Raw genomic sequence first — 25,801 nt, forward strand, 5'->3', positions numbered from 1 at the left:
TTCCATTAGAGAGCAGTCAACTGACTATGACACAAACGCTGCGTGACCAACTCTACACAGCTCTTAAGCAGAGTATTGTTGGGAAACGTCTTGAACCCGGTTTAGTACTGCTGGAGGGAAATATAGCGGAGCTGTTTGGTATTAGCCGCTCGCCCGTTCGACAAACATTAAGTCGGTTGCACGAAGAGCAGTATATCTGCCGTTTTGAGGGGCGCGGCTATTTAGTAGGCGCATCGCCTAAAGAGGTAGTGCGGCGTGCGCTCAGTGAACATGATTTCAAACAACGTGGCCATGCCCCAAAAGTAGACCGTATCGTGTCTTGGCGGGCGCATATCGACAGCGTTGAACATGACATCGTTTTATGTTCGATTAAGGGTGCATTTGAACTCAATGAGCTGCAGCTTTCCAAAACGCTTAATGTCAGCCGTACGGTCACTCATCAAATTTTGCTCTATTTACAGTCTATCGGTTTAGTCGAGAAGATTAAATACAATAGCTGGAGCGTGGTGCCTCTGAATGATCAGCGGTTACATAATCTTTATGAAGCACGTCGCCAATTAGAACCTTATATGATTGCGCGGGCCACAAAATATATGCCTGAAAGCGCCATTAAAGGCTATATCAACAAACTCAAACACGCTGCTGAAAGCTATCCTGACATAAAGGGTGAGCTACTAGATGAGTTAGAAAATGATCTCCATCATACCGCCGTTAGTTTAGGTGATAACCAGGAGGTCATGAATATGCTCCGGCGCACTCATCCTATCTTATTAGTCAGTAAACACCTGCTTGGACGAGTACTAAAGCTTCCCGATCAAGACCCTTTCTTCGATGAACATTTATGGATATTTGAAAAAATGCGCCTGCAACAACCTGCGCAAGCAGGCAACGCTTTGGCGACTCATTTAGAGCGTTCAGAATCGAAGGTACTCGACCGGCTGATTAACTTCCGAGAATCAGGTGAAATCAATATACCGCTTTACCTACGCTAATAACCAAACCCCATATCTTCAATTCAAGCAATGTATCGACCTGTAAAGCAAAAGTTTCGGGAAGCCTTGACGGGCTCATCTAGATAGAGGAACGAATAATGACAACGTCACGTACTATCGGATTTATTGGCACGGGCATTATGGGTGCGCCGATGGCAGCACGCTTGGCACATGCAGGACACCAAGTGCTTGTCTGGAATCGAACAAAAAGCAAAGCCAACCGTTTAGAGTCGGTAGGTGCCACCATCTTAGAAAAGCCCGAAGAAGCCGTTGCCGAAAGCGATGTCGTTATCGTTATGCTTAGCTCTGGGCCTGTGTGTGATGAAATGCTGTTGGGCCCTAGCGGCCTACTCAATGCCATGCAGCGTGACGCCACACTTATTGTCATGAGTTCAATACCTGTCGAAACCGCTCGCCGTCAAGCAGAAGAAGCCGCCAAGAGCCAGATTCATTACCTTGATGCGCCGGTTTCCGGCGGTGAGCAGGGAGCGATCGACGGCACGCTAGCCATTATGGTGGGCGGCGATGCCATAAGTTTTAAAGCGGTAGAACCCATTCTTTTATCTCTCGGCAGGCCCGTCCATGTTGGCCCTGCAGGTAGCGGGGAACTTGCTAAGCTCGCCAATCAAATGATTGTGGCCAACACCATTGCTACCGTGGCAGAAGCCATACTATTGGCAGAACAGGGCGGGGCAAACCCCGAGCGAATGCTCAGTGCGCTTGAAGGTGGGTTTGCTGACTCGACCATTTTGCGTATACACGGGCAGCGCATGATTCAGGAAAACTTTACCCCGGGTGGGCCAGCGAAATGGCAATTGAAAGATACCCAGACCGCGATGGCTTTTGCCGACACGCTACATCTTAAGCTACCGGTTTCGTCATTGGTCAACACACTTTTTGAGGAACTCGTCGATCAAGGGGATGGCGAGTTAGACCATAGCGCTTTAATCAATCAACTCAGACGGCGCAATGATTAAGAGAGCCTGACAACAACAAATTTAGGAGAATAAAAACAATGAGCCACCATTACGACGTTCATGAAATCACCCAATTCAGCACCGCTTTACTTGTAGCAGCCGGGCTCGATGAAGAAAAAGCGCAAGCCGTTGCCGAAATACTCGTCGAAGGCGATTTGATGGGACACACGACTCACGGGCTTCAGCTACTCTCCCCTTACCTTGGCGAGATTCAGTCTGGCCGAATGCCTATGTCAGGTGAATATGAGGTAGTCTCCAAACGCGCCGCCGTGCAGACATGGGATGGTCGTTACCTTCCCGGCCCCTGGCTAATCATTAAAGCTATGGAAACCGCCGAATTAATGGCTCGCTCCTGCGGTACAGGGACGGTCGTGATTCGATGCTCAAATCATATCGCCTGCTTGGCGGCCTATCTGAAACGAGCCACTGATCAAAACCTCGTGGTGGTGATCGAATCATCCGATCCGGCGACTAAATCGGTTGCCCCGTATGGCGGTTTGCAAGCGACCCACACCCCTAATCCTATCGCTGTGGGCTACCCGACGGCTTCAGGCCCGGTTCTATTAGATGTCAGCACATCCATTACCACTAATGGCATGGTTGGCCGACTTCACAAACAAAACAGCCAACTGCCATATCCGTGGCTTAAGGATCACCAGGGCAATGCGACCGATCAACCTAGCGTGCTGTTCGATGAGCCTAAGGGGAGCATCATGCCAATTGGAGGGCTTGACCATGGCCACAAGGGATATGCGCTGGGGCTGATGGTGGAAGCCTTAACGTCTGGGCTCGCTGGATTTGGTCGAGTGCAGGCGCCCTCACAATGGGGTGCCTCGGTCATGGTGCAGATCATGGATCCAGAAGCCTTTGGTGGGCTTGACGCCTTCAAACGCGAAACCGGCGCTTTGGTGGATGCTTGCCGTAACAATCCTGTTGCGGAAGGTAGCCCTCCAGTACGGATCCCAGGCGAGCGTGGGCTTGCCCTCCATAAGCGTTATGCGCAGGAGGGCGTACCTCTTCCAGACGGTGTCCCCGAAGCTCTTGCCGATTGGTCGGAACGTCTGGGGGTTACTTTCCCTCGGGTGCTGTCATAACAACCGCTCCTACATAGGTCTAGTGGGCGATATTTCAGGTGTGGTGAACCAACTTATCAGAGGCGACTATGAAACATGAACGCATCGGATTCATTGGGCTCGGCTTAATGGGCAAGGAAATGGCCAGACATATCGTACGAAACGATTATCCGCTAACGGTTATGGCCCATAGGAATCGATCCCCCCTTGAAACGCTATGCAAGGAAGGCGCGACAGAAGTCAGCACTCCCGCAGAGATGGCAAGAAATAGCGATATTGTTTTTATCTGCGTGAAGACATCCGAACAAGTTAGCGAAATCGTCAGCGGGGCTAACGGTTTAATGGCCGGAAGCCATGAAGGGCTTATTATTGTCGACTGCTCTACGGCACATCCCGAATCAACTGAACGCCTTGCGAAAACCGTAGAGCATCAAGGAGTGATACTCGTTGACGCGCCTTTAGCACGCACACCTCGTGAAGCCAAAGCGGGACGACTAAATGTTATGGTGGGGGGCGATGTCTCCACAATGGCGCGTATTACGCCGGTCATGAAAAGTTTCGCGGAAAACATCTTTCATGTGGGCAAGGTTGGTTCAGCGCATAAATTGAAACTGATTAATAATTTTCTCTCGTTAGGGGCTGCTGCCCTAGCCAGTGAAGCGGCCACTATGGCGGCGGGCATGGACGTTTCACAAGACAAACTCCTGGAAATTTGCTCACAAGGGGGAGCCAACAGCGCGATGCTTGCTCCCGTTATGGAGTGGGTACTGCAGAAGGAGTGCTCGAAGTTACAGTTCAGTCTTGGTAATGCTGAAAAAGATATGCGCTATCTGACTGAAACGTTAAACGCCTATCAGCTAGCCTCCCATATGCTGCCACCGCTTTGCGAGTTTCTTACGTTAGCTCGAGACGATGTCGGGGAAGATAGCTTCGTTCCCCAAGCGTACGACAGCTGTATAAGGCAAAATAAAATAGTGCGCAATTGAGGCTACCAAGAGAGCTTCTTGGCTACCTCATATTTCCGTATAAAAACCTTCACTCGATAAACGCTTCGGTAGCCTCACGATGACCGTATAGAAACGCATCGGCGACCTGGCGCAGCGGGGCAACATCCACCTCACTGTGCTTGTTTTTGATCAGTTCGCCAAAACGCGCGTAGAGGCCTTGATACTCGCACTCTTCGGCGGCGATGATAAGGTCGTCATCAATCACTAAACGACAGCCGCCCTGGGTGAGACTCAAGCGGCTTCCGTCGCTGTCGATATGCATGTCCCAGGTGGGCGGGCCGCTCTGGCGGAAGTCGAAATCTGCCTCAATCGCTGCGCCTTCTGGGTCAGTGAAAGAGAGTTCTGCCGCAATCGGGGTTTGCGCATTGCTCGGCACCAGCAGCCGCGCCTGTTGCAGGAAAAACGGCTGCGGCAGAATAGCGGTCGCAATTGACAGCGCATTGATACCGGGATCAAAAACCCCCATGCCACCGGGCTGCCAGATCCACGCCTGGCCTGGATGCCATACCCGCACGTCCTCTTTCCACTCGATCTCAACCCGCTGCACCTGCCGATTGGCTAACCACTGCCGTGCGCGAGCCACGCCGGGGGCAAACCGCGAATGCCAGGCGGCAAACAGGCTAACGCCCTGCTGCTTAGCGCAGGTAATCAAGTGCTCTACTTCGCTTAACGTCGCCCCTGGTGGCTTTTCAAGCAGCACGTGCTTGCCGCGCAAGAGCGCCGCCCGCGCCTGAGAGTAGCGCAGGTGGGTGGGCGTACAAATCGATACCGCGGTAATTTCAGGGTGGGCGTCGAGCATCGCCTCCAGCCCTTGATAAGCGGGAAGACCCGGCAGCGAGGCGTAGGGGTCCGCCGTGGCGACAAGATGGCAATTCGGGGTGGCGGCTATTGCTGGGAGGTGCTGGTCGCGGACAATTTTACCCACGCCTACTAGGCCGAGCTTAAAGCCAGAGCTGAAGTCAGACATACGCTTGCCTTTGTTTTTTGCCATTAAACATGGGTTCAGGGGGTGGTGTGGGGCAGCTCAACGCTGCGCCCTAATGAACTGACGCTGTGTTCAAGCCCCAATGCGGCGGCGGTGCCCGCTAATACTGCTTGTGAGGCTAAAAACGCCTCCCGGGGGCGGCGCAGCCGAATACTCTCCATCAACTGACGATGGCGCTCCAGACTCTCTTCAGGGTCCGGGGCGTTCTCGTTGGACATGGATATCAACATATAGATGGAGGGCCGCAGGATATGTGATAGCTGCGCCCAGACAATATTGTGAGTTGCCTTGAAGATCGCCTCATGAAAGGCGAAATCGCACTCGCTGTGCAGCCGCCGCTCCTCTTCGCAGGTGGCGTTGCGCAGATTCTGCCCTAGCCCTTCAAAGGCTTCTTCGATGGCCACCAGATCACGCGCTTTGGCGCGCTTTGCGGCGGTCATCGCCACATAGGGTTCAACGTCCAGGCGGAAGGCGAGGATTTCGCGCTGAATATCCGGGTTGGGCGCGGCGTAACGGGTTAACCAGTCGGTCACCTGAGCGTCTAGAATATGCCACTCCGAGTACTCGCGCACCTTAGAGCCATGGCCGGAGATACGCTCGATAATACCGGCATCGACCAGTTGGCGCAGGTCGCTACGCACCGCAGAGCGGTTAATAGCAAAGCGTTCGCATAGATCCATTTCACGGGGTACGAGGTCACCTGGGTGGTAGCGACCACCGAAGATCTCCTCGGCGAGATGTTCGGCGATACTGGGGCGAGCTGCTGGCTTAATGAGAGATGACGTCACTGCGATAAGACCCTATTTCAATTCCTGCCAATCATAACGTACTTGCACCCCTTCCAGCACTGCACACTGCCCCAAGCGACTGATGCTAATGATTATCCCTGGGCGGATGTCGACGGGCTACATCGCGATACTTAGTCGCTGGCTCCAACGTCATACCGCGATCCAGCGGTTCGACCATGCTGCGCTGGATCTCCTGCCAAGGGGTCTGGTGGCCTGGGTAACGATAGCCGCCCTGCTGTGCTAAACGCTCACGGCGCGCTTCCAGCTCACTATCCTCAATCAGTAGCTGCACTTGCCCGCGTTTAAGATCTACCCGCAGCCGGTCGCCGCTTTCCAGCAGCGCCAACCCACCACCCGTAGCCGCTTCCGGGGAGGCATTAAGAATCGACGGGGAACCGGACGTACCCGACTGGCGGCCATCGCCCAGGCACGGTAGCGATTCGATACCCTGTTTGATCAGCGCCTCTGGCGGCTGCATATTGACCACTTCCGCACCTCCTGGGTGGCCTACGGGGCCTGCTCCGCGCATCACCAGAATGGTGCGCGAATCTATATTCAGCGCGGGGTCATCAATACGGGCGTGGTAATCCTCGGAGCCATCAAACACCACGACTTTGCCTTCAAAGGCTTCCGGGTCGTTGGGGTCATTCAGGAAGCGCTCCCGGAAATCCCGCGAGATCACGCTGGTTTTCATCAACGCCGAGTCGAAAAGATTGCCCTTGAGATTGAGGAAGCCTGCGTGGTTCACCAGAGGATCGTTATAGCGGCAAATAACATCGACATCCTGGGTTTCGCGACCCTGTAGATTATCGCCTATCGTGCGTCCATTTACCGTCAGAGCATCGCCGTGAAGTTTCCCAGCGGTTTGCAGTTCATGAAGGATCGCGGGAACGCCGCCAGCGCGATAGAACTCTTCGCACAGGAACGCGCCAGCAGGCATCACGTTGGCCAGCAGCGGGATTTCATGGCCCAGGCGCTGCCAGTCGTCGTTATCCAGTTCAATACCCGCATGGCGAGCAATGGCATTGATGTGCACCGGCGCGTTGGAAGAGCCGCCCAATGCCGAGCAGGCCACAATGGCGTTTTCGAATGCTTCGCGGGTCAGAATGTCCAGTGGGCGCAGGTCTTCCCAGACCATATCGACAATCCGTGTACCAGTGTCGTAGGCCACCATCGCGCGCTCTTTATAGGGTGCGGGTATCACCGCCGAACCTGGCAGGCTCATGCCCAGCACTTCGGCCATGGAGTTCATGGTGGAGGCGGTGCCCATGGTATTGCAGTGGCCAATCGAAGGCGCCGAATCGCTGGCGCGGGAGAGAAACTCTGCGTAGTCGATATCGCCCGCTGCCAAGCGCTTGCGCAACTCCCAGATGATGGTGCCTGAGCCCACCCGCTCCGCACCGCGCCAACCGTTGAGCATCGGCCCGCCGGACAGCACGATGGCGGGAATATTCACCGTTGCCGCCGCCATCAGCGCGGCAGGGGTAGTTTTATCGCAGCCGGTGGTTAATACCACGCCGTCCAGCGGGTAGCCGTGCAGCACTTCCACGATGCCTAAATAAGCAAGATTACGATCCAGCGCCGCCGTAGGTCGCCGCACGTTCTCATGAATAGGATGCATGGGAAATTCAAACGGCACGCCACCCGCTGAGCGAATTCCATCTTTTACCCGCTTGACCAAGTCGATGTGGTGGCGATTACATGGGGTTAAATCCGAGCCCGACTGGCAGATGCCGATAATCGGCTTACCGCTGGTCAGCTCATCCAGGGTAATGCCGTAATTAAGGTAGCGCTCGATACACAGCGCCGTGGTACCAGCGTGATCAGGGTTATCGAACCAGTAACGTGAACGCAGTTGATCGGGGGTTATTCGATGAAAATTGGCCATGGGGTTGCTCCACGCCTAGAGTGAATATTGAAGAATAGATATAAAAGTTAGCAAGCAAGGTACGCTTTCTTTGCTATAAGGTCGACACATACAAAAGTATATGTTGAACATATACCAAAAACGTTAGACATTCACCTAAGGAGCGGCACTTACTCCGCTAAATAAGCGAGTGCCGTTTACACACAACAACAATCAACCACGCTGCAGCTCGCTAGGAATATCCCTTTAGCATAGCGATTTGCAGCACGCCAGGAGAGTGACGACTATGCACCATCTTTGGAAACGCACCCTATTAATGACCGGCGCTACACTGCTCAGCTCAGGTATCGCCTACGCGCAAACGCCTGACCTTTCCGACCCGCCAGAGATTGACGGCGGTACCGTGGGTGACCACGGCAGCGTCACCCTGCGTATGGGACTTGGCTTAGCGGAAAGCTCGCCTCAATACATCTCTAGCCAGTACTTCGCAGATATTCTTGATCAGCGCAGCGAAGGCCGCATTAGCGTTGACATCTTCCCGAACAGCCAGCTTGGCGACGATGTGCAGATGATGGAAATGCTGCAGACCGGTACGCTGGATATGACTTACCCCTCTTCTTCACCCGCTACCGGCTACGTTGAGGAGCTGGCGGTTTTCGACCTCCCCTTCTTGTTACCTACTCGGGAAGCGGCTATTAAGGCTATGCGTAGCGATGCCGCTCAGGAAATGCTCGACGCCTTCGATGGCACCGGCCTGAAGGCTCTGGCGTTCTCTGAAAACGGCTTCCGTCAGCTCTCCAATAGTGCTCGGGAAGTCTCCTCTCCAGAAGATGTGGCAGGCCTAGACGTTCGCGGCCTCTCAATTCGCACCATGGAAAACCCGGTGCACTTAGCTATTTGGGAAGCACTGGGCGCCAACCCGACCCCGATGGCGTTTGGTGAGCTCTTCTCCGCCATGGAACAGGGCGTTGTCGATGGACAGGAAAACCCCTGGAGCACCATTCTGACCTCCAACTTCTATGAAGTGCAGGACTACGGCTCCGAAACCCGCCACGTTTACACACCCTTTATCAAGATGATCTCTCAGCGTACCTGGGACCGTCTCGATCCTGAATATCAGGAACTTGTTCAGGAAGCCGCTCTGAAGGCTGCCGATTACGAAATCCAGCTTTCCAGCGAGTACGACGACTGGGCGCGGGATCAGCTTGAAGAGCGCGGCATGCAAATCACCCGCCTTGATGACGAACAGATTGCCGCTTTCCAGGAAGCCGTGCAGCCAGTTTACGAGGAGTGGGCGCCGCGCATTGGCGAAGATCTAGTGGAGGAATTCCAGCGGATTGCTGAATCATCAATGACGGACTGATCACTCCAACGCTGGGACTTTCCCCGTTCATCAACCGCTTAAAAAAAGTATTCAAAAAAACACTCACAGGGACGGCTTAGGCTGTCCCTTTTGTGTTTCATGGTGCCACTCAGAATATTGGCAACTTTCGATGACTAGGCCATACTTACACAAACATCATGCTAGCATCCTGTCATACCAGATAAATTTTTTGTCATCTAGGTGACAACCGCCACCAGTGCAGTGGCGATTGAAGTAAACCATCAAGCGATCCTCGTTGGATCACCAGCAGTACCGGATCAACAACAACCACACCGGGAACCGCCATGCGACTTAAAGACAAGACGGCTCTAATTACCGCTGCAGGCCAAGGCATTGGTCGGGCCACAGCGCTGCGCTTCGCCGCCGAGGGCGCGCGCGTCATTGCCACCGACATCAATATCCAAAGCCTCAACGAACTGGCCACCACCCCAGGCATCAACACGCGCCAGCTCAATGTTCTGGATAGCAACGCTATAGACACACTGGCCGCTGAGATAGGCGCCGTAGACATCCTCTTCAACTGTGCTGGCTATGTGGCCAACGGCTCACTGCTGGACGGCAGCGATGAAGACTGGGAACTATCGCTATCACTCAATGTGATGGCAATGATGCGTATGATTCGCGCCATGCTGCCAGCCATGCTCGATAATGGCGGCGGAAGCATCGTCAATATGGCCTCGGTGGCCTCAAGCCTCAAGGGCGTGCCCAACCGCTGCGCCTACGGCACCACCAAGGCCGCCGTGCTCGGCCTGACCAAGTCAGTCGCCGCCGACTATATCGGGCAGGGAATTCGCTGCAACGCCATCTGCCCCGGCACGGTTGACTCGCCTTCGTTGCGCCAGCGTATTGGCGAACAAGCCAAGCGCCAGGGACGTAAAGAAGATGATGTCTATGCCGAATTCATCGCCAGGCAGCCTCAGGGGCGTCTTGGCAGCCCGGAAGAAATTGCCGCCCTAGCCACCTACCTCGCCGCCGATGAGTCCGCCTATACCACAGGCACCGCCCAGGTTATTGATGGTGGCTGGCTGATCTGATCCCGTGTGCACCGAACCAACTTTAGACACCCTGTCTGTCGCCAGCGCTCAAAACTATTGGCTTTCAGAATCACCTGTTTTCAAACCCGCTAGATCTTAAAAAACCAGCTCGTAAACACTCGCTTTCTGGACAACCAAGGAACCGACCAATGAAATTGTTACGCTTCGGCCCGCGCGGCCATGAAAAACCCGGCCTGCTAGATGACAACGGAGTGATTCGCGACCTGTCAGCGCATGTCACCGATCTGGCCGGAGAGTCTCTCGACCGCCACGCTTTGGAAGGTCTTGCTGCGCTGGATGCATCGAGTCTGCCTGAGGTGCCCACCGACACGCGCCTGGGTCCCTGCGTTGCCGGCGTGGGTAAGTTCATCTGCATTGGCCTGAACTACTCCGACCACGCCGCCGAAACCGGCGCACAGGTTCCCCCAGAGCCGGTGATTTTCAATAAATGGACCAGTGCCATTTGCGGCCCTAATGACGAGGTGATCATTCCGCGTGACTCTGAGAAAACCGACTGGGAAGTGGAACTTGGGGTGGTGATCGGCAAGGCCGGAAGCTACATCGACGAAGCCGATGCCATGCAGCATGTTGCCGGTTTCTGTGTGGTCAACGATGTCTCAGAACGCGCATTCCAGCTCGAACGCAGCGGCACTTGGGACAAAGGCAAGGGCTGCGATACTTTTGGGCCCCTGGGCCCGTGGCTTGTCACGCCCGACGAGGTAACAGACCCCCATCAGCTCGACATGTGGCTCGACGTAGATGGTAAGCGCTACCAGGATGGCAACACTCGCACCATGGTCTATCAGATCCCGTTTCTGATCAGCTACCTGAGCCGCTTTATGAGCCTGCAGCCGGGTGATGTGATCTCCACGGGTACTCCGCCCGGTGTCGGCATGGGGCAACAGCCGCCGGTCTACCTCAAGCCCGGTCAACGTATGCGCCTGGGCATCCAGGGGCTAGGTGAGCAACACCAGACCGTCGTAGCCGACCAGAAACGCTGAGCCAGGAGGCCAAGATGCGAACTGTCGTATGTGCCGAACCGGGTTACATGGTTCTTGAAGAGCGCGATCCCCCACGCTGCGGCAAAGGGGAAGCGCTGCTGCGTATTCGTCGTATCGGTGTGTGCGGCACCGATATACACGCCTACGGCGGCAACCAGCCTTACTTCAGCTATCCGCGCGTACTGGGCCATGAGCTGGCCGGCGAGATCATTGAGGTGGGTAGCGAGGGTGATCCCAAGCTGATTGGGCAGCGCGCCTATGTGATTCCCTATCTGCACTGCGGTCAGTGCCGTGCCTGTCGCACAGGGCACAGCAATTGCTGCAAACGGATACAAGTTATCGGGGTTCATCGGGATGGCGGCATGTGCGACACCCTGGCGGTCCCCCTCGATCATCTAGTGGTTTCCGAAACCCTAGAACTTGACCAACTGGCGCTGGTCGAGTGCATGGCTATCGGCGCCCATGCGGTGCGCCGTAGTGGACTAGGCCAGGGCGAACTGGCGGTCGTGACCGGCGCTGGGCCTATTGGCATGGGGGTGGCCCAGTTTGCGCGTGAACGTGGTGCGCGGGTAGTAGTGGTCGACACCAACCCCGAGCGCCTGGCCTTCTGTCGGGAAAAACTCGACATTGAGTTGACCTTGAACCCCAACGAGGATGATATCGACGCCGCCCTCAAGGCCATGAGCGATGATGAGCTCGCCGATGTGGTATTCGACGCCACCGGCAGTCCCGCTGCCATGCAGGCCGGATTCGACCTAGTGGGGCAAGCGGGGCGTTACGTACTGGTGAGTATCGTCAAGGCTGATATCAGCTTCCACGACCCTGACTTACACCGCAAAGAGATGACCCTGCTAGCCAGCCGCAACGCGACGCGTGCCGACTTCGATCAAGTGACCCGATTGATGGAAAGCGGGCGCCTTAGGGTCGATGCGATGATCACTCACCGTGCTGAACTGGCCGATGTCCCCGAGCGGATGCCTACTTGGTGCGCGCCTGCCACCGGTGTAGTCAAAGCTATGATCGAAATCAACGACACGTCTCAACAATCCATATCGGGAGCACTGTCATGAGCCAAACCATCGCCAGTGACAGCGCATTACTCTCACCGAGGCGGTTCGCCACAAACACAAGTTCACTCTCGTGGCTCTTGATCACGGCGCCAACCTGATCATGTTCACGACGGGGCTTGGTACGCCAACAGGAAACCCGGTCACGCCGGTACTCAAAATCGCCAGCAACACTTTGCTTGCCATGCGCATGAGCGACATTATTGACTTCGATGCAGGTTCGATCATTCGGGGTGAGGTAGAGATCGGTGAGCTGGCCGACCGCTTGCTAGAAATGTGCATCGAAACAGCGTCCGGGCGCTACCGGCCACGTGCAGTGAGGCTGGCTCGGTACGATTTCATTCCCTGGAAGTGTGGGGTATCGCTACAACATAAAACACGGCCCGCCTTAAAGTAGGCCGTGGTGTTTTGTGTTCAAAGCTCGCATGGCGACGCCTGGGCAGACTATATCAATCAGGCGTGGGTGCCAGGCGCTTTTTAAGCTGCATGTAGGTGCCATAGTGACGATCTAGATGACGACGCATCGCCGCTTCAGCCGCGTCTGGATCACGCGACTCAATGGCCTCGATAATCTCAGTATGCGCGGCGGTGGCGGCTTTATCTTCATCCTTCTGTTGCAGCACCTGAGCACGTCGGTCATCCAACCATTCCGATAGCGCCACGTGGATGGCATCGAAAATGGGATTGCGGCCAATGCTCGCCAACACGCCATGAAAGTCGTTATCGGAACGTTTGAAGCGTGCTTCATCGCCGATGGCATCGCGATTGTCTTCCAAGGCGCCCCGTAACCTGGCCAAATCCTCTTCACTGGCATGGCTAGCAGCGTAGCGAGCCAACGAAATCTCGAACATGGCTCGCGCTTCTTGGAAATACTGCTGGCCGTCAGGCTTAGCAAGCAGTTGCCGCGTAACCCCGGAAAGCCTGGCCATCACTGCCTCGGCGGTGGGGCGAATAACTCTGGCGCGGGTACCACTGTTTATAGCGATAAGCCCTAGCTGTTGCAGGTGGAACAGTGCTTCACGCACCGCGGGTCTGCCAACACCAAACTGCTCCATCAACTCCCTCTCTGAAGGCAGTTGATCATTCTCACTCAGCCGCCCCTCGAGAATCTCCGCCTCAAGCTGTTCAGCGACCTGTTCGGACAGCGTTTTACGCTCAATCCGGTATCTGCTCATAGGCAGTCACCCCTGGTTAACCTGGAATTTTCCGCCATTTTACTGCATTTCAGGTCATTATCCTTCAATCCAGTCGAGAGAGCGGCACTATGTGGTACTGATCGGCAATTTCGGCATAGGCTATTTGATTGGCAGAATCGAGCGGAATGCCTTCGGCGTCGCGCTTGGCTTGGCAACGCCATTCGCGATCCCCAGGTGCCATTACCTGGGCATTGGGTGCAGCGGGCTGCGCGCGCAGGTCGGCTAGATACTCGGCCATTGCGTGCGTAAAAGTGCCTGCATCCGCAAACGCATCCGGTTTCATGACCAGGAAGAAGTGCCCTACCCCGCGTGGGGTCGACATGTCAGGCCCGCCCATGGGCAGTAACTTGAAGCCATGCTGCATGCCCGACAGCATCGAACTCAGAACTTCAACCATACCCCCCAACCCCGCGCCCTTGAAGCCGAAACCACTACCACCCAGCGGTAACAGTGCGGCCACGTCACCGGGAACGCGGCTTACCTGCCCGGCAGCATCCGCCGCGACCTGATCAGGCAGTTCACGCCCAATCGCCCCGTACTGCTGCACGCGATTCCAGGGCACCGAGCTTGTCGCCATGTCCAGCAGGTATGGCGCCTCACCCTCTACGGGTGCCGCAAAGGCGATGGGATTAGTACCGTGAAAGGGCTTGGCGCCCTCATGCAACAGCACAAAAGGATCCGAATTACAGAACGCCATGCCGAGATAACCGCGCTCAGCCGCCGCCAATGCATAGCAACCCGCCGCGCCGAAGTGCGAAGAGTTGCCCACCGCCACAGCGCCCATCCCCACCTTTTCTGCCATCGCCATGGCGTGTTCCATGGCGGTGTAACCCGCTAAGTGGCCAAGCCCGTTATCAGCATCCAGAAATCCGGTCGCCGCCAGGCGCTGGTGGAACTGCATGTCGGGCGCGCCGTTGATCCGCCCGCCCTTGAGCGCCTGTAGATAATGGGGCAGCAGTCGCAAGCCATGGCTGTCGGTTCCCATACGTGAAGCGGTAATCAACGCGCGAGTGACCGAGTTTGCTGATGCCTGATCGGCACCTGCCGCCTTCAGAACGGCTTGCATGAAGCGGGCAAGGTCTTCACGAGCGACGCGAAAATTTGACGATGTATCTTTCATTAATCAATAGCTCCTGGTGCCAGTCGGGCTATTAGTTGACCATTGGCCAGCCCTGGTAATGCTTAACGATAAATCAGTGTCGGCAGCCACAGCGAGATGGCTGGAATGAAGGTAACCAATAGCAAGGCGATGACCAGCGGCACTAGGAACGGCAGCGTGCCACGCATGCACTTCTCAAAGGAAATGCCGGATACTCGCGACAGTACATACAGCACCATGCCAACCGGTGGTGTTAACAAGCCGATCATCAGGTTAAGCACCATGATCACGCCGAAGTGCACCGGATCGACACCCGCAGTAATGGCCACCGGCAACAATACCGGCACCAGGATGGTGATCGCCGCAATGGTCTCCATAAAGCAGCCCACGACGATCAGTACCAAGTTGATAATGATCAGCGTGGCGATGGGATTGTCGGCAAATGGCCCAAGCAGGGTGACCACATGCTGGGTGACCTGGTTGCTGGTCAATATCCAGGCAAATATCGAGGCACCCGCAACGATCAGCAGGATAACCGCGGTGGTCTCAATCGTCTCCATGCTGACTTTGAGCAAGCGACGCCACGTCAAACTGCGATACACCAAGCCACCCAGCACCAGTGCATACACCACCGCAGCGATGGCGGCTTCCGTGGGGGTAAAAGCGCCGCTCATGATGCCGCCAACAATGATTACCGGGGTCAAAAGCGATAGGAAGGCACGCTTGAACGTATGACCAAGCACCGGAAACGAGAACACCGCATCGCGGGTATAGCCGCGCCGACGTGAAATGATCGTGATCATGGCCATTAACACCAGCCCCATCAACAGGCCCGGTACCAGGCCGGCGACGAACAGTTGGCCGACCGACACCGAGGCCATTACGCCGTAGATGACCATCGGCAGGCTCGGCGGAATAATCGGGCCGATGGTCGAAGATGCCGCAGTGATACCCACCGAGAATTCCTCGTCGTAACCGGCATCTTTCATGGCCTTGATTTCAATGGTGCCTAGCCCCCCAGCATCGGCGACTGCGGCTCCTGACATGCCGGAAAACACGATACTGGCGCCTACATTAACGTGCCCCAGACCGCCACGCATCCAGCCCATCAACGCCTTGGCAAAATCAAATATCCGTACGGTAATGCCGCCGTTGTTCATCAGGTTACCGGCGAGTATAAAGAACGGAATCGCCAACAGGGGAAAGCTGTCGACACCGTTGATCATGCGATGCATCACGACAACATCGGGTACTCTGCCGGTCAGCAGTACATACAGCAGGCACGAGCCAGCAAGACTAATGGCGATCGGCACTCCCATCACCAGCAGGGTAAAGAGTGCTGCAAACAGGAACAGTAGATAGTGCTGGGTGACGGCCAATGCGATACAGCCGAGTATCGCGACAGCCGCGACCAATGGCGGCACTATCGCACCGCCGCGCCTCACAGCCAGAATATTAGGCATTGGGGTGATCTCCGAGAGAGTAGCGTGTTGGCGTGTTGTTATTGGGTATTGAGCAGTTCACTGGTGCCCGAGCGCCAGTGACGAATAGCCACCTGCACCCCTCTCACCAGCATTACGATAAAGCCCACCATCACCAGGTAGTAAAGCCAGCTTTTAGGGATATCCACCGAGGTCATCATGGCACTGGTACGGTCAGCCAGTTTGAAGGTGATCCAGGCCATGCTGGCGAAGAAGGCAATATTGATCAGGTCTACCAGCGTCGACATCAAGCGTCCCAGCCACCCCGGCATGTAGCGATAGAAAAATTCCACTGCGATATGCGACCCTTTTCGCACGGCCATGGTGCTGCCCATAAAGCCCACCATGACCAATAGATAACGCGCCATCTCCTCCGTCCAGGCGATGGAATTACCCAGCACATAGCGGCTGAAAAACTGCATAAAGACATCCAGTGCCAGCAGCCAGAAGATCCCAAGCGTCAGGAAATCTTCCAGGGCATAGTCGTGAATGTTGAAGGAATCATCGTCGAGACCTGCAAGGCTGGTCTCGTCAGTAGAGTCAGTTTGGCTCATGGAAGGCTCCCGCCTCGCCCCACCCGAGGATTGGGCGGGGCGAGTCTTGGTCTACGAAAAAAACGATCCCGGAAACGTACGGATTCTGGAAAACTCAGGCCTCACGGTATTACAGGCCGATAGCCTGCAGGCGATCATAGGTTTCCTGATCCCAAGTAGCCGCTTCACCGTTATGGGCAGGAATCGTGGCTTCGCGGAAGGGTTCGATGTCCACTTCGTTGACGGTCACACCCTGCTCTTCGAACCAAGCCACCAGCTCTTCCTCGGAGGCCAGGATATCTTGAGTGATGCGCTCGCCGGCTTCGGTGTAGACCTCACGGAAAATCTCGCGATCCTCTTCGGAGAGACGATTCCACAGCGGGCCACCGGCGATAGTGATTAGCGAATCAGTGATATGCCCGGTCAGATTGATATAGTCCTGCACTTCATGGAACGCCTTGGCGCGAATGGTCGGCAGTGGGTTTTCCTGCGCATCCACCACACCTTGCTGCAGCGCCAGATAAACCTCAGAGAAAGCGATCGGAGTGGGATTGGCGCCCACCGCTTCGGGGAACATCATGTACATTGGCGCATTGGGTGTACGAATTTTCAGGTCTTTCATGTCCTCCGGCGTATTGATCGGTTTGTTGGAGGTTACATGGCGGCGCCCGTAGTAGTTCATGGCCAGCGGTACGTTACCGGTTTCATCCTGGTAGCCCTGGGCAATTTCCTTGAACAGGTCGCTATCGGCATAGGCCTGCCAGTGATCAAAATCGCGGAACATATAGGGCGCGCCAGCGATACCCACCGGGCCATAGAAACGTCCGGCAAATTGGTTGCCGGTGTAGATCAGATCAACCGTGCCAAGCTGTAGGCCTTCGTTGATGTCCGCTTCCTTACCCAGCGACGACGCCGCGTGGACACCGATCGAATAACGGCCATCAGTACGCTCCTCGATTTCATCTGCCGCCCACAGTGCCCACTCGTGGTAAGGCTCGGATGTCTCATAGACGTGAGCAAAGGTGAGTTCTTCTTGCGCATGCACAGCACCGGTCACTGAGAGACCACCGGCGATAAGCGTAGCGGTCAGCAGGCGGGCCATCTTAAGCGAGTGTTGGCGTTTGTGACTCATCGTGTACTCCTCACAACCATTGGATTTATTTTTGGGTAGTGTGATTTGCTGCTATTTATTGTGGTGTATTGGTTATTTTTTAAGCGGCGGCAAACAACATAACCGACCATAGTGCTGTATACGTGTCATACCACCAGCTTCAAACTTAGTTGGCTAGCCGCAATCGCGCAACTATCCAGGTAACGATTTTCGTAGTGAAGATGATGATTCAAGCCATAGCGACCTGATGGTGTAAGCGCACCAGCAACTGAGGATCGCCAAAGCCACCCGCTTTAGTCATCACTCGCTTTCGCCTATCGCCATCCATACTCCCTAGTGCCACCCCGGGTGACCACTCCGTCTCGACAGAGATATAACTCATCCCCAGTTGGGTCAACACGGCCATGGCGATATCCCCGCCGGTTAAAAATAGCAAACACGCATCATCGTCCCGCCAGGCAGATGTAATGTCGGCCACATTGGCCGCTATCGACTCGGCGACTTGGTTTGCCGTGTGTTCGTCGCTCTCTCCAGGCACGACCGCACACGCATTTAAAGCGGGGCTGCTATTACTGGGATGGCAGGAAGTAGCAGAGGGAGTGGTACACGCTTTAATCACGGCCAAGCCGGGCACATGTTGACGCAACTGCTGGAACTGTCCGGCAGCACGAGGGCTTCTGGAACCGATGGCATAGAGCACTGCATTGACGCTACTCAACGCTCGAAGCGGTGCATCAGGCCACCCGAAAAAGTGCTGGGCGATAGCCGTTGCCAGCCCCGCAGCCCCCGCCATCGCTCGGTGGTAACCCGCACTCGACACCAGCTGATAGAGCGCCGAAAGCTCCTCGTCGCTTTCGGCATCGGCGATGCAGTCCCCGTTCGGGAGTTGAACGTCACGCTCAGGTTGATAGCGCTGCAGCGGCAAACCACTGACGGCAAACGCCTGATCAATGGGGCCGATCAGGGGCGTTGAGAGAGCATCCTGTTGGTAGGTGGTATCGGCCAGTGGAATGCCGTCCACCCATACTTCGGCATGACGCACCGTTCGCCCCTGGGCCGGTACCGCGGGAGCCAGCAGCAGGGGCAAACCAAGCGCTTCCCGCAGTGCCGTGCACTCTGCGACGACCTGGCCACGCAAGGTTGAATCGACTTTCTTGAACCATTGCTGAGGCGCTACTCGCTTGAGTAAACGCACTGCTTCACTCACCCGAAGCGCAGCCTCATCGGGTGGCAGATGGCGGGATTGGGTATTCACGGCAATGACCTCTGGCCATTGGCCTTGCCACGCCTCTAGCGTTGTCGCTAATGCCTCCAGGCTGATCACCACGCGTGCATCTGCGCCCCGCGCGGCGAACGGGGCGGCAGTGTCCAGCGCGCCTGATAGGTCGTCGGCAATAATCGCCAACCGGCAGCGACTCATTCCTTTGCGCCACTGGCTAATCTCCGGGCGTAGGCAATCGCTGACCCCATGTTGGTCGCGTCGGCTTTGCCCTGCCAGGCAATATCAAAGGCGGTGCCGTGATCCACCGAGGTACGCTGAAGCGGCAAGCCGAGACTGACATTCACCGTGGTATCAAAGGCGATTAGCTTGACGGGGATATGCCCCTGGTCGTGATACTGGGCAATCACTAGGTCGAACTCGCCTTTTGAGGCACGGTAAAACACCGTGTCTGCGGATATAGGCCCGCTCACATCGAAACCGCGCTGGCGTAAGTGCTCCACCGCCGGGGCGATACAGCGGCTATCTTCATCGCCAAAAATCCCCCCTTCACCACAGTGAGGGTTAAGCCCGGCGACGGCGATACGCGGGGCACGCATCCCCAGCGCAACCAAGTGCGCATACCCCGCCTCAACGGTAGCAATAATGCGCTCGGGGGTGACCCGATCAATCGCATCGCGCAACGAGACGTGGGTGGAAACATGCAGTGTCGAAAGTGTCTCTGATGCCAGCAGCATAAACGACGAGGACGCACCGGTCAGCGATGCCAGCATCCCCGTGTGGCCATCGTAATGGTGCCCGGCCGCATGCAGCGCCGCCTTGTTCAGTGGTGCGGTGACAATCACCTGCGCCCGCCCCGCCTGTACCAATTCCACGGCTTTGCGGACGCAGCGAAACGCCATGTCACCCGCCCCGGCACTGATTTGACCATCGGGAATCTCAACGCCTTCCGGCACCTCGACCACGCCGACCGCCACATGATCCTGACCACTTTCTGCCTGCTCCAATGGCACGAACTCCAGCGCGGCACCAACACTCACCGCTGCACGGCGATAAATAGCCGGGTCACCGATGACCATCGCGGTGGCGCGTTCGGTGGCGGACATAGCACTCAGTGCACGGCAGATGATCTCAGGGCCGATGCCAGCAGGATCGCCCATGGTGATCGCAATTTCATAACAGCGTGGGGAGTTATTCATGGCATCAACTGCCCGCCGTTGACCTCAATAATTTGACCCGTGACGTAGCCACTGAGCGTATCGGTCGCCAGAAAAACATACGCGCCCACGCACTCCTCCGCCGTTCCCAGCCGCCCCATGGGAATTGATGCCTTAGCAGCTGCTAAGTGTGCTTCGCTTGAGTGGCGATCATGAAAATCGGTGGCAATTGTGCCAGGGGCAACGGCGTTGACGCGGATATTATCCCCTGCCAGCTCCTTAGCCATATTACGGGTGATCGTACTTACAAAGCCTTTGGCAGAGGCGTACAAACCGGCACCTCCCCCACCGCCGTTGCGCGCGGCAATCGAGGTAGTGTGAATAATATTACCCCCGCCTGCGCGCCGGAAATGGGGCAGTGCCGCTCGGCTGGCCATGATCACTGAACGGGCATTGAGATCCATGACCCGGTCATACTGGTCATCGTCCATCTCATCTAAGCCAACACGGCCCATCATGTCCCCCGCGTTATTGATCAGCAGATCCAAACCGCCCAGACGCTCGGCGGCATCATCGACAAGTTGTTGGGTCTCGCTAGTGCGGCTGACGTCTGCTTGAAGGGCAAAAGCGTTTCCACCCGCATCGCAAATAGCGTTAACCACGGCTTCAGCGGGGGCTTCACTGCTGTGATAGTGCACGGCTACGTGCGCTCCTAACGCTCCCAGCTGTTTCGCAACCGCCGCGCCAATGCCACGACTGGCACCGGTGATCAGCACGCGTTTACCTTTCCACTCGTCTAACATGAAATTCTCCTTACCACTTTTTGTTTTATTGTGAGAGCGCTGCTTAGCGATACCGTCTTCAACCAGATAGATTTAACTATCGACCCGAAATGGAGCGGTGCGCTAAAGTAAGCCATGAGCTGGCATACCTGTCATACAACACGACATCTATAACATGATAGGCGATGGTGTATTAACCGCCAGTCGCATATCGCTACTAACGTTTAATAACCCAGTCTAAACAGCTAATTTTAAGAACTAATTTGAAGAGCTAATTTGCAGAACTAATTTTAATAACCACCTTTAAGAACGAATGGAGAAACGCATGAACCCACTTTCATCGACAGACACACTTCCCGCAGATCTGGGGAACGCGCTGCTGGTTGGCCGGGTATGGCTGGACGGCAGCCATTCTGGTCCCGCACTGGTGACTGTCAATAACGGCCAGGTGATCGACATCACCGCGTTTGGCCCGACCATGGCAGATCTGCTGGAACGTGATGACCTACAAGAGGTCGTGCGACGGGCGGAAGGTCCTAACCTGGGCAGTGTCGAGGCACTGCTGGAAAACTCTCAACTGCCCCAACCCCAGGCGCCCTACCTGCTGGCTCCCTGCGATGTGCAAGCCGTTAAAGCGTGCGGCGTCACTTTTGCCGTCAGCCTATTGGAGCGAGTGATAGAGGAACAGGCGGGCGGCGACCCTGCACGTGCGGATGAGCTAAGGAGCGACCTTCAGGCACTGATTGGCAGCGATCTTTCCAAGATTAAGCCGGGTTCTGAAGAAGCGCTGTCGCTGAAAAAGGCACTCCAGTCGCGCGGTGGGTGGTCACAATATATGGAAGTCGGCATCGGTCCCGATGCCGAAGTGTTTACCAAAGCGCAGCCGCTCTCATCGGTGGGCTTCGGAACGCCAGTGGGCTTGCATCCGTCATCGCAATGGAACAACCCTGAACCCGAAATCGTGCTGGCCGTCGACAGCCGCGGCCAGGTGCGCGGCGCCACGCTGGGCAACGACGTCAATCTGCGTGACGTTGAAGGGCGCAGCGCCCTGCTGCTCGGTAAGGCGAAAGATAACAACGCCTCCTGCTCAATCGGTCCGTTCATCCGCCTGTTTGACGATCACTTCGACATAGACAGCGTGCGCAACTGCCAGGTATCGCTGCGTATCGAGGGCGAAGATGACGACTTTCTGCTCCAAGGTGAAAGCGATATGCGTGAAATCAGCCGTGACCCGCTGGATCTGGTCAACCAGACCATCGGCGACCACCATCAATACCCGGACGGTTTCATGCTATTCCTGGGCACCATGTTCTCGCCGATTCAGGATCGCGACGGTAAAGGCCAAGGATTCACCCATCATATGAATGACCGCGTCACCATCGCCACACCGGCGCTGGGCGCGCTGGTCAACCGAGTAGGCAGAAGCGATCAACTGCCGCCCTGGACCTACGGTATCCGTGAGCTGATGCGCCACCTGGCACGGCGTTAAATTTCACCCCCACTCAACGCCAAGGAGAGCACAATGACAACGATTACTCGCATCGATATTCAAGATATCCGTTTCCCCACCTCGCGCTCGCTGGATGGCTCAGATGCCATGAATGCCGCGCCGGACTACTCAGCCGCTTACGTCATCCTACACACCGATGACGGCAGTCCCGAAGGGCACGGCCTGACCTTTACCATTGGCCGCGGCAACGAGATCGTTGTCACTGCTTTGCACTCCCTGGCGCCACTCATTGAGGGACGTACGCTGGCCTCGATTACCGACAACATGGGCACCTTCTGGCGGGAAATCACCGGCGACAGCCAGCTACGCTGGATTGGTCCCGATAAAGGCGCGATTCACCTGGCCACTGCCGCCATCGTCAACGCCGTATGGGATATGTGGGCAAAACGTGAAGGCAAACCGGTGTGGAAATTGCTGGTGGATATGACGCCGGAGCAGTTGGTTCGCTGCCTTGACTTCCGCTTTGTGACGGATGCGCTAACGCCGGAAGAAGCGATCTGCCTACTACGCCGCCAAGCCCCTGGCAAAGCAGCCCGTGAAGCCGAAATGCGCAGTGATGGCTACCCCGGCTACACTACCTCGGCCGGTTGGCTGGGCTACAGCGACGAGAAAGTGCGTAGTCTGGCGCGTGAAGCGCTTGCCGAGGGCTGGACGCACTTCAAGCAGAAGATTGGCGGCGATATCGAAGAGGACGCCCGTCGGGCAGCGCTGCTGCGCGAAGAGATCGGTTGGGACAACGTGTTGATGATGGATGCCAACCAAGTGTGGGAAGTCGACGAAACGGTGACCAAAATGCGCCGTCTGGCTGAATTCGATCCGCTGTGGATTGAAGAACCCACCAGCCCAGACGATATTCTCGGCCACGCCGAGATCCGCCACCGCGTGGCACCCATTGGCGTCGCCACCGGCGAGCACTGCCACAACAAAGTGATGTTCAAGCAGTTCTTCCAGGCCGATGCCATCGACTACTGCCAGTTGGATGCGGCACGCTTGGGTGGGCTTAACGAAGTGATTTTAGTAACGCTGATGGCCGCTAAGTTCGGCGTGCCAATTTGCCCCCATGGCGGTGGCGTTGGGCTTTGCGAATACACTCAACATATCTCACTCTTCGACTACATTGCAGTCTCCGGCAGCCTTGAAGGTCGAGTGCTTGAGTATGTCGATCACCTCCACGAGCACTTTGTTGACCCGGTAGTCATCAAGCGTGGCCGCTATCAGGTGCCAGAGGCGCCGGGGTACAGCATCGCCATGCACGCAGAGTCCCAGGCACAGCACCGCTTCCCTGAGGGTGCTGCTTGGCAGGAAGAACACTGATGACCGCTAACACAGCCTTTTTAAATGAGCTCACCAGCCTGCTCGGTGAGCGCGGGCTAATCCGTGAGCCCGATGCCATGGCACGCTACACCAGCGACTGGGCAGGCGACACGCTGGGCACGCCGCTGGCGGTAGCGCGCCCGGCTAGCACAGAAGAAGTCGCCGAGGTGGTAAAGCGCTGCTACGCCCAAGGAATCGCGATGACGCCTCAAGGTGGCCATAGCGGCCTGGTGGCAGGCGCCTTGCCCGCCACCAACGGTCAGGAGTTGGTAATAAGTCTAGAGCGCCTTAACAGCGTACGTGCCATTGATCCGGTCAACTTCACCATCACGGTAGACGCTGGCTGTATTCTCGAGAACGTCAAGCTGGCGGCTTACGATCATGACTGCGATTTTCCGCTCTCGCTGGGGGCTCAAGGCAGTTGCCAGATTGGCGGCAATATCGCCACCAATGCAGGCGGGCTGAATGTACTGCGCTACGGCATGATGCGCGAGCTGGTGCTGGGCCTTGAAGTCGTACTCCCCGACGGGCGCATCTGGGAAAGCCTGAACGCCCTGCACAAGGACAACCGCGGTTACGACCTTCAGCAATTGTTTCTAGGCAGTGAAGGCACCCTGGGCATCGTGACGGGCGCAGTGTTAAAACTATCACCTCGCCCCACCCAAAACCGTACCGCACTGCTTGGTCTGCCCTCTGTTCAGGCGGTGATTGACCTTTACGGTTTGGCCCGTCGCGACTGCTGTGATTTGCTAACCGCTTTCGAGCTGATTCCCCGCCGCTGTATCGAGCTGGCCATTGAAGCAACGCCTGAACTACGAGACCCGATGGAAAACGCCTACCCTTGGTACGTGTTGATGGAAGTTGCGGCCACAGGTCCGGTGGATTTAGGTTCGATGCTGGAACAACTGCTGGAAACCGGCATGGAGCGCGAACTGGTGCTGGATGGCGCGCTGGCATCCAGCGATACCCAGTCCGCCCAGCTGTGGCAATTCCGCGAGAGCATGCTGGAAGGCCAGCGGCGGCGCGGCGAGCATCTGCGCACCGATATCTCGGTGCCCATTTCGTCGATACCCGCCTTCGTCAGCCGAGCCAGCGACGTGGTCATGGCCGCCTCACCCGAGTGCGAAATTATTGCCTACGGGCACGTGGGCGACGGTAATCTGCACTTCAATATACTACCGCCCACGGCAATGGCGGATAGCGATAAGAAAGCCCACCTGCACGACCTGGAGGAGCGGCTGTTTGAAGTGCTCGATGATTTTCACGGCAGCATCAGCGCTGAACACGGCATTGGCCGCACCAAGCAGGCGCCCTACCTGGCGCGGCTATCGTCGATTGAGCGAGAGATGGTCAGCGGTGTTAAAGCGCTGTTTGACCCTAAGGGCCTGATGAATCCAGGCAGGATTTTGCCTGCTGGGGAGTAATCCCCAGCGTGGTTTACCACTCTTTGGTTCATGACTGCTTGAAGCGCTCCGCCAGTCCGCGCAGCGCATTGGCGTAAAGCAACGTATCGATGCCAACGCCAACAAAGGTGCAGCCCGCTGCAAGATAGCCGCGGGCTGCTTGCTCATCCACCGTGACAATACCCGCTGCCTTGCCCGCAGCGCGTATCTTATTAATGGCGTCACTAATCGCGTCTGTCACTTCCGGGTGGCTGGCATTGCCGAGATGCCCCATAGACGCCGATAAATCCGCCGGGCCAATAAACACCCCATCGACACCGTCTACTGCCGCAATAGCCTCCAGGTTAGCAAGTGCCTGGGGGCTCTCCACCTGTAGCATGAGGCAGACTTCGGCATCAGCGCGAGAGAGGTAATCTTCTGTCTGCCCCCACCGCGAGGCGCGTGCCAGCACATGGCCAACGCCGCGAATACCGCGGGGAGGATAGCGCGTGGCCGCTACCAGTTCAGCCGCCTGTTCAGCCGTTTCTACCATAGGAATTAGCAGGTTCTGCACGCCAATATCCAGGTAGCGCTTGATCAACACCGGATCGCCGGTGGGCGGGCGCACCACGGGGTGGCTTTGATAGGGGGCCAGCGCCTGCAGCTGTGCCAGCAGGCTGGCTAAATCATTAGGCGTATGTTCCGCGTCAATCAACAACCAGTCGAAGCCTGCCGTGGCGGCTATCTCAGCCGTATAAGCACTGGTCAAGCCGAGCCAGATCCCCGTTTGGGGTTGGCCCGCCAGAAGCTGTTGCTTAAACGCGTTGTGCAGCATTTTCATA

24 protein-coding genes are annotated in these 25,801 nt (G+C 56.4%); 12 read left to right on the forward strand and 12 right to left on the reverse strand.

The genetic code is table 11. The features are described from left to right. Positions 1–26: 26 nt before the first annotated feature. The 4 genes from QEN58_RS16650 (at position 27) to QEN58_RS16665 (ending at position 4,028) form a co-directional block, all read left to right on the forward strand. Positions 27–992, forward strand: coding sequence for a GntR family transcriptional regulator (locus tag QEN58_RS16650; RefSeq protein ID WP_280104710.1), 966 nt, complete (start codon positions 27–29; stop codon positions 990–992). Between the two features lie 98 nt (positions 993–1,090). Continuing rightward, on the forward strand, positions 1,091–1,969 hold the full coding sequence (locus QEN58_RS16655; RefSeq protein ID WP_280104711.1) for an NAD(P)-dependent oxidoreductase: 879 nt from the start codon (positions 1,091–1,093) through the stop codon (positions 1,967–1,969). A 38-nt stretch (positions 1,970–2,007) separates the two neighbouring features. After that, positions 2,008–3,063 carry an Ldh family oxidoreductase gene (locus QEN58_RS16660; protein ID WP_280104712.1) on the forward strand — a complete coding sequence of 352 codons (1,056 nt, stop codon included), beginning with the start codon at positions 2,008–2,010 and terminating at the stop codon, positions 3,061–3,063. Positions 3,064–3,131: 68 nt separating this feature from the next. Then, positions 3,132–4,028 (forward strand): NAD(P)-dependent oxidoreductase, encoded by an 897-nt coding sequence (locus QEN58_RS16665; RefSeq protein ID WP_280104713.1) that lies wholly within the window; start codon positions 3,132–3,134, stop codon positions 4,026–4,028. Positions 4,029–4,077: 49 nt separating this feature from the next. Here the strand turns inward: QEN58_RS16665 and QEN58_RS16670 are convergent, their stop codons facing one another. From QEN58_RS16670 to QEN58_RS16680, 3 genes are all read right to left on the reverse strand, one after another. Then, positions 4,078–5,016 (reverse strand): Gfo/Idh/MocA family protein, encoded by a 939-nt coding sequence (locus QEN58_RS16670; RefSeq protein WP_280104714.1) that lies wholly within the window; start codon positions 5,014–5,016, stop codon positions 4,078–4,080. 35 nt (positions 5,017–5,051) lie between these two features. Next, entirely contained in the window at positions 5,052–5,822 is a 771-nt protein-coding gene (locus tag QEN58_RS16675) for a FadR/GntR family transcriptional regulator (protein WP_280104715.1), read from the reverse strand. An 85-nt stretch (positions 5,823–5,907) separates the two neighbouring features. Beyond that, positions 5,908–7,710 (reverse strand): IlvD/Edd family dehydratase, encoded by a 1,803-nt coding sequence (locus QEN58_RS16680; RefSeq protein ID WP_280104716.1) that lies wholly within the window; start codon positions 7,708–7,710, stop codon positions 5,908–5,910. Between the two features lie 265 nt (positions 7,711–7,975). Between QEN58_RS16680 and QEN58_RS16685 the strand changes: the two genes are divergently transcribed. From QEN58_RS16685 to QEN58_RS16705, 5 genes are all read left to right on the forward strand, one after another. Beyond that, positions 7,976–9,052 (forward strand): TRAP transporter substrate-binding protein, encoded by a 1,077-nt coding sequence (locus QEN58_RS16685; protein WP_280104717.1) that lies wholly within the window; start codon positions 7,976–7,978, stop codon positions 9,050–9,052. Between the two features lie 305 nt (positions 9,053–9,357). After that, the gene (locus tag QEN58_RS16690; RefSeq protein WP_280104718.1) at positions 9,358–10,107 is read left to right on the forward strand and encodes an SDR family oxidoreductase; all 750 of its coding nucleotides are present in this window, start codon (positions 9,358–9,360) and stop codon (positions 10,105–10,107) included. A 149-nt stretch (positions 10,108–10,256) separates the two neighbouring features. Beyond that, the gene (locus tag QEN58_RS16695; protein ID WP_280104719.1) at positions 10,257–11,108 is read left to right on the forward strand and encodes a fumarylacetoacetate hydrolase family protein; all 852 of its coding nucleotides are present in this window, start codon (positions 10,257–10,259) and stop codon (positions 11,106–11,108) included. 14 nt (positions 11,109–11,122) lie between these two features. Further along, positions 11,123–12,178 (forward strand): zinc-binding alcohol dehydrogenase family protein, encoded by a 1,056-nt coding sequence (locus QEN58_RS16700; RefSeq protein WP_280104720.1) that lies wholly within the window; start codon positions 11,123–11,125, stop codon positions 12,176–12,178. A 70-nt stretch (positions 12,179–12,248) separates the two neighbouring features. Then, complete coding sequence (locus QEN58_RS16705) at positions 12,249–12,572, forward strand: UxaA family hydrolase (protein WP_280104721.1); 324 nt, start codon at positions 12,249–12,251, stop codon at positions 12,570–12,572. A 52-nt stretch (positions 12,573–12,624) separates the two neighbouring features. Here QEN58_RS16705 and nanR read toward each other — a convergent pair whose 3' ends face one another. The 8 genes from nanR to QEN58_RS16745 form a co-directional block, all read right to left on the reverse strand. Next, complete coding sequence (gene nanR / locus QEN58_RS16710; protein ID WP_280104722.1) at positions 12,625–13,350, reverse strand: transcriptional regulator NanR; 726 nt, start codon at positions 13,348–13,350, stop codon at positions 12,625–12,627. Positions 13,351–13,414: 64 nt separating this feature from the next. Further along, positions 13,415–14,491, reverse strand: a complete 1,077-nt coding sequence (locus QEN58_RS16715) for an Ldh family oxidoreductase (protein ID WP_280104723.1) — start codon at positions 14,489–14,491, stop codon at positions 13,415–13,417. Positions 14,492–14,553: 62 nt separating this feature from the next. Beyond that, the gene (locus QEN58_RS16720) at positions 14,554–15,933 is read right to left on the reverse strand and encodes a TRAP transporter large permease (RefSeq protein ID WP_280104724.1); all 1,380 of its coding nucleotides are present in this window, start codon (positions 15,931–15,933) and stop codon (positions 14,554–14,556) included. Between the two features lie 38 nt (positions 15,934–15,971). Next, complete coding sequence (locus QEN58_RS16725; protein WP_280104725.1) at positions 15,972–16,505, reverse strand: TRAP transporter small permease; 534 nt, start codon at positions 16,503–16,505, stop codon at positions 15,972–15,974. A 109-nt stretch (positions 16,506–16,614) separates the two neighbouring features. After that, positions 16,615–17,616, reverse strand: a complete 1,002-nt coding sequence (locus QEN58_RS16730; protein ID WP_280104726.1) for a sialic acid TRAP transporter substrate-binding protein SiaP — start codon at positions 17,614–17,616, stop codon at positions 16,615–16,617. Between the two features lie 208 nt (positions 17,617–17,824). Further along, positions 17,825–19,015, reverse strand: a complete 1,191-nt coding sequence (locus tag QEN58_RS19545) for a four-carbon acid sugar kinase family protein (protein WP_280104727.1) — start codon at positions 19,013–19,015, stop codon at positions 17,825–17,827. Beyond that, positions 19,012–20,013, reverse strand: coding sequence for a 4-hydroxythreonine-4-phosphate dehydrogenase PdxA (gene pdxA / locus QEN58_RS16740; protein ID WP_280104728.1), 1,002 nt, complete (start codon positions 20,011–20,013; stop codon positions 19,012–19,014). Before pdxA ends, QEN58_RS19545 begins: the two co-directional genes overlap by 4 nt. Beyond that, positions 20,010–20,774 carry an SDR family NAD(P)-dependent oxidoreductase gene (locus QEN58_RS16745; protein ID WP_280104729.1) on the reverse strand — a complete coding sequence of 255 codons (765 nt, stop codon included), beginning with the start codon at positions 20,772–20,774 and terminating at the stop codon, positions 20,010–20,012. Before QEN58_RS16745 ends, pdxA begins: the two co-directional genes overlap by 4 nt. A gap of 304 nt (positions 20,775–21,078) precedes the next feature. Between QEN58_RS16745 and QEN58_RS16750 the strand changes: the two genes are divergently transcribed. The 3 genes from QEN58_RS16750 to QEN58_RS16760 are packed head-to-tail and all read left to right on the forward strand — an operon-like array spanning position 21,079 to position 25,001. Then, positions 21,079–22,242, forward strand: a complete 1,164-nt coding sequence (locus QEN58_RS16750) for a fumarylacetoacetate hydrolase family protein (RefSeq protein ID WP_280104730.1) — start codon at positions 21,079–21,081, stop codon at positions 22,240–22,242. A 33-nt stretch (positions 22,243–22,275) separates the two neighbouring features. After that, positions 22,276–23,577: an L-fuconate dehydratase gene (locus tag QEN58_RS16755; protein ID WP_280104731.1), complete on the forward strand. Its 1,302-nt coding sequence runs from the start codon at positions 22,276–22,278 to the stop codon at positions 23,575–23,577. Beyond that, positions 23,577–25,001, forward strand: coding sequence for an FAD-binding oxidoreductase (locus QEN58_RS16760; RefSeq protein WP_280104732.1), 1,425 nt, complete (start codon positions 23,577–23,579; stop codon positions 24,999–25,001). Before QEN58_RS16755 ends, QEN58_RS16760 begins: the two co-directional genes overlap by 1 nt. Positions 25,002–25,029: 28 nt before the next feature. Here QEN58_RS16760 and hpaI read toward each other — a convergent pair whose 3' ends face one another. After that, positions 25,030–25,800: a 4-hydroxy-2-oxoheptanedioate aldolase gene (gene hpaI, locus QEN58_RS16765; protein WP_280104733.1), complete on the reverse strand. Its 771-nt coding sequence runs from the start codon at positions 25,798–25,800 to the stop codon at positions 25,030–25,032. Position 25,801: the final 1 nt, after the last annotated feature.

The sequence above is a fragment of the Halomonas alkaliantarctica genome (assembly GCF_029854215.1).
Classification (GTDB): domain Bacteria; phylum Pseudomonadota; class Gammaproteobacteria; order Pseudomonadales; family Halomonadaceae; genus Vreelandella; species Vreelandella alkaliantarctica_A.

Bases quoted from the DNA above. Each gene is read 5' to 3' on its own strand.
- QEN58_RS16650 (WP_280104710.1), top strand. From the start codon at position 27: ATGACACAAACGCTGCGTGACCAACTCTACACAGCTCTTAAGCAGAGT.
- QEN58_RS16655 (WP_280104711.1), top strand. From the start codon at position 1,091: ATGACAACGTCACGTACTATCGGATTTATTGGCACGGGCATTATGGGT.
- QEN58_RS16660 (WP_280104712.1), top strand. From the start codon at position 2,008: ATGAGCCACCATTACGACGTTCATGAAATCACCCAATTCAGCACCGCT.
- QEN58_RS16665 (WP_280104713.1), top strand. From the start codon at position 3,132: ATGAAACATGAACGCATCGGATTCATTGGGCTCGGCTTAATGGGCAAG.
- QEN58_RS16670 (WP_280104714.1), bottom strand. From the start codon at position 5,016: ATGTCTGACTTCAGCTCTGGCTTTAAGCTCGGCCTAGTAGGCGTGGGT.
- QEN58_RS16680 (WP_280104716.1), bottom strand. From the start codon at position 7,710: ATGGCCAATTTTCATCGAATAACCCCCGATCAACTGCGTTCACGTTAC.
- QEN58_RS16685 (WP_280104717.1), top strand. From the start codon at position 7,976: ATGCACCATCTTTGGAAACGCACCCTATTAATGACCGGCGCTACACTG.
- QEN58_RS16690 (WP_280104718.1), top strand. From the start codon at position 9,358: ATGCGACTTAAAGACAAGACGGCTCTAATTACCGCTGCAGGCCAAGGC.
- QEN58_RS16695 (WP_280104719.1), top strand. From the start codon at position 10,257: ATGAAATTGTTACGCTTCGGCCCGCGCGGCCATGAAAAACCCGGCCTG.
- QEN58_RS16700 (WP_280104720.1), top strand. From the start codon at position 11,123: ATGCGAACTGTCGTATGTGCCGAACCGGGTTACATGGTTCTTGAAGAG.
- nanR (WP_280104722.1), bottom strand. From the start codon at position 13,350: ATGAGCAGATACCGGATTGAGCGTAAAACGCTGTCCGAACAGGTCGCT.
- QEN58_RS16715 (WP_280104723.1), bottom strand. From the start codon at position 14,491: ATGAAAGATACATCGTCAAATTTTCGCGTCGCTCGTGAAGACCTTGCC.
- QEN58_RS16720 (WP_280104724.1), bottom strand. From the start codon at position 15,933: ATGCCTAATATTCTGGCTGTGAGGCGCGGCGGTGCGATAGTGCCGCCA.
- QEN58_RS16725 (WP_280104725.1), bottom strand. From the start codon at position 16,505: ATGAGCCAAACTGACTCTACTGACGAGACCAGCCTTGCAGGTCTCGAC.
- QEN58_RS16730 (WP_280104726.1), bottom strand. From the start codon at position 17,616: ATGAGTCACAAACGCCAACACTCGCTTAAGATGGCCCGCCTGCTGACC.
- QEN58_RS19545 (WP_280104727.1), bottom strand. From the start codon at position 19,015: ATGAGTCGCTGCCGGTTGGCGATTATTGCCGACGACCTATCAGGCGCG.
- pdxA (WP_280104728.1), bottom strand. From the start codon at position 20,013: ATGAATAACTCCCCACGCTGTTATGAAATTGCGATCACCATGGGCGAT.
- QEN58_RS16745 (WP_280104729.1), bottom strand. From the start codon at position 20,774: ATGTTAGACGAGTGGAAAGGTAAACGCGTGCTGATCACCGGTGCCAGT.
- QEN58_RS16750 (WP_280104730.1), top strand. From the start codon at position 21,079: ATGAACCCACTTTCATCGACAGACACACTTCCCGCAGATCTGGGGAAC.
- QEN58_RS16755 (WP_280104731.1), top strand. From the start codon at position 22,276: ATGACAACGATTACTCGCATCGATATTCAAGATATCCGTTTCCCCACC.
- QEN58_RS16760 (WP_280104732.1), top strand. From the start codon at position 23,577: ATGACCGCTAACACAGCCTTTTTAAATGAGCTCACCAGCCTGCTCGGT.
- hpaI (WP_280104733.1), bottom strand. From the start codon at position 25,800: ATGAAAATGCTGCACAACGCGTTTAAGCAACAGCTTCTGGCGGGCCAA.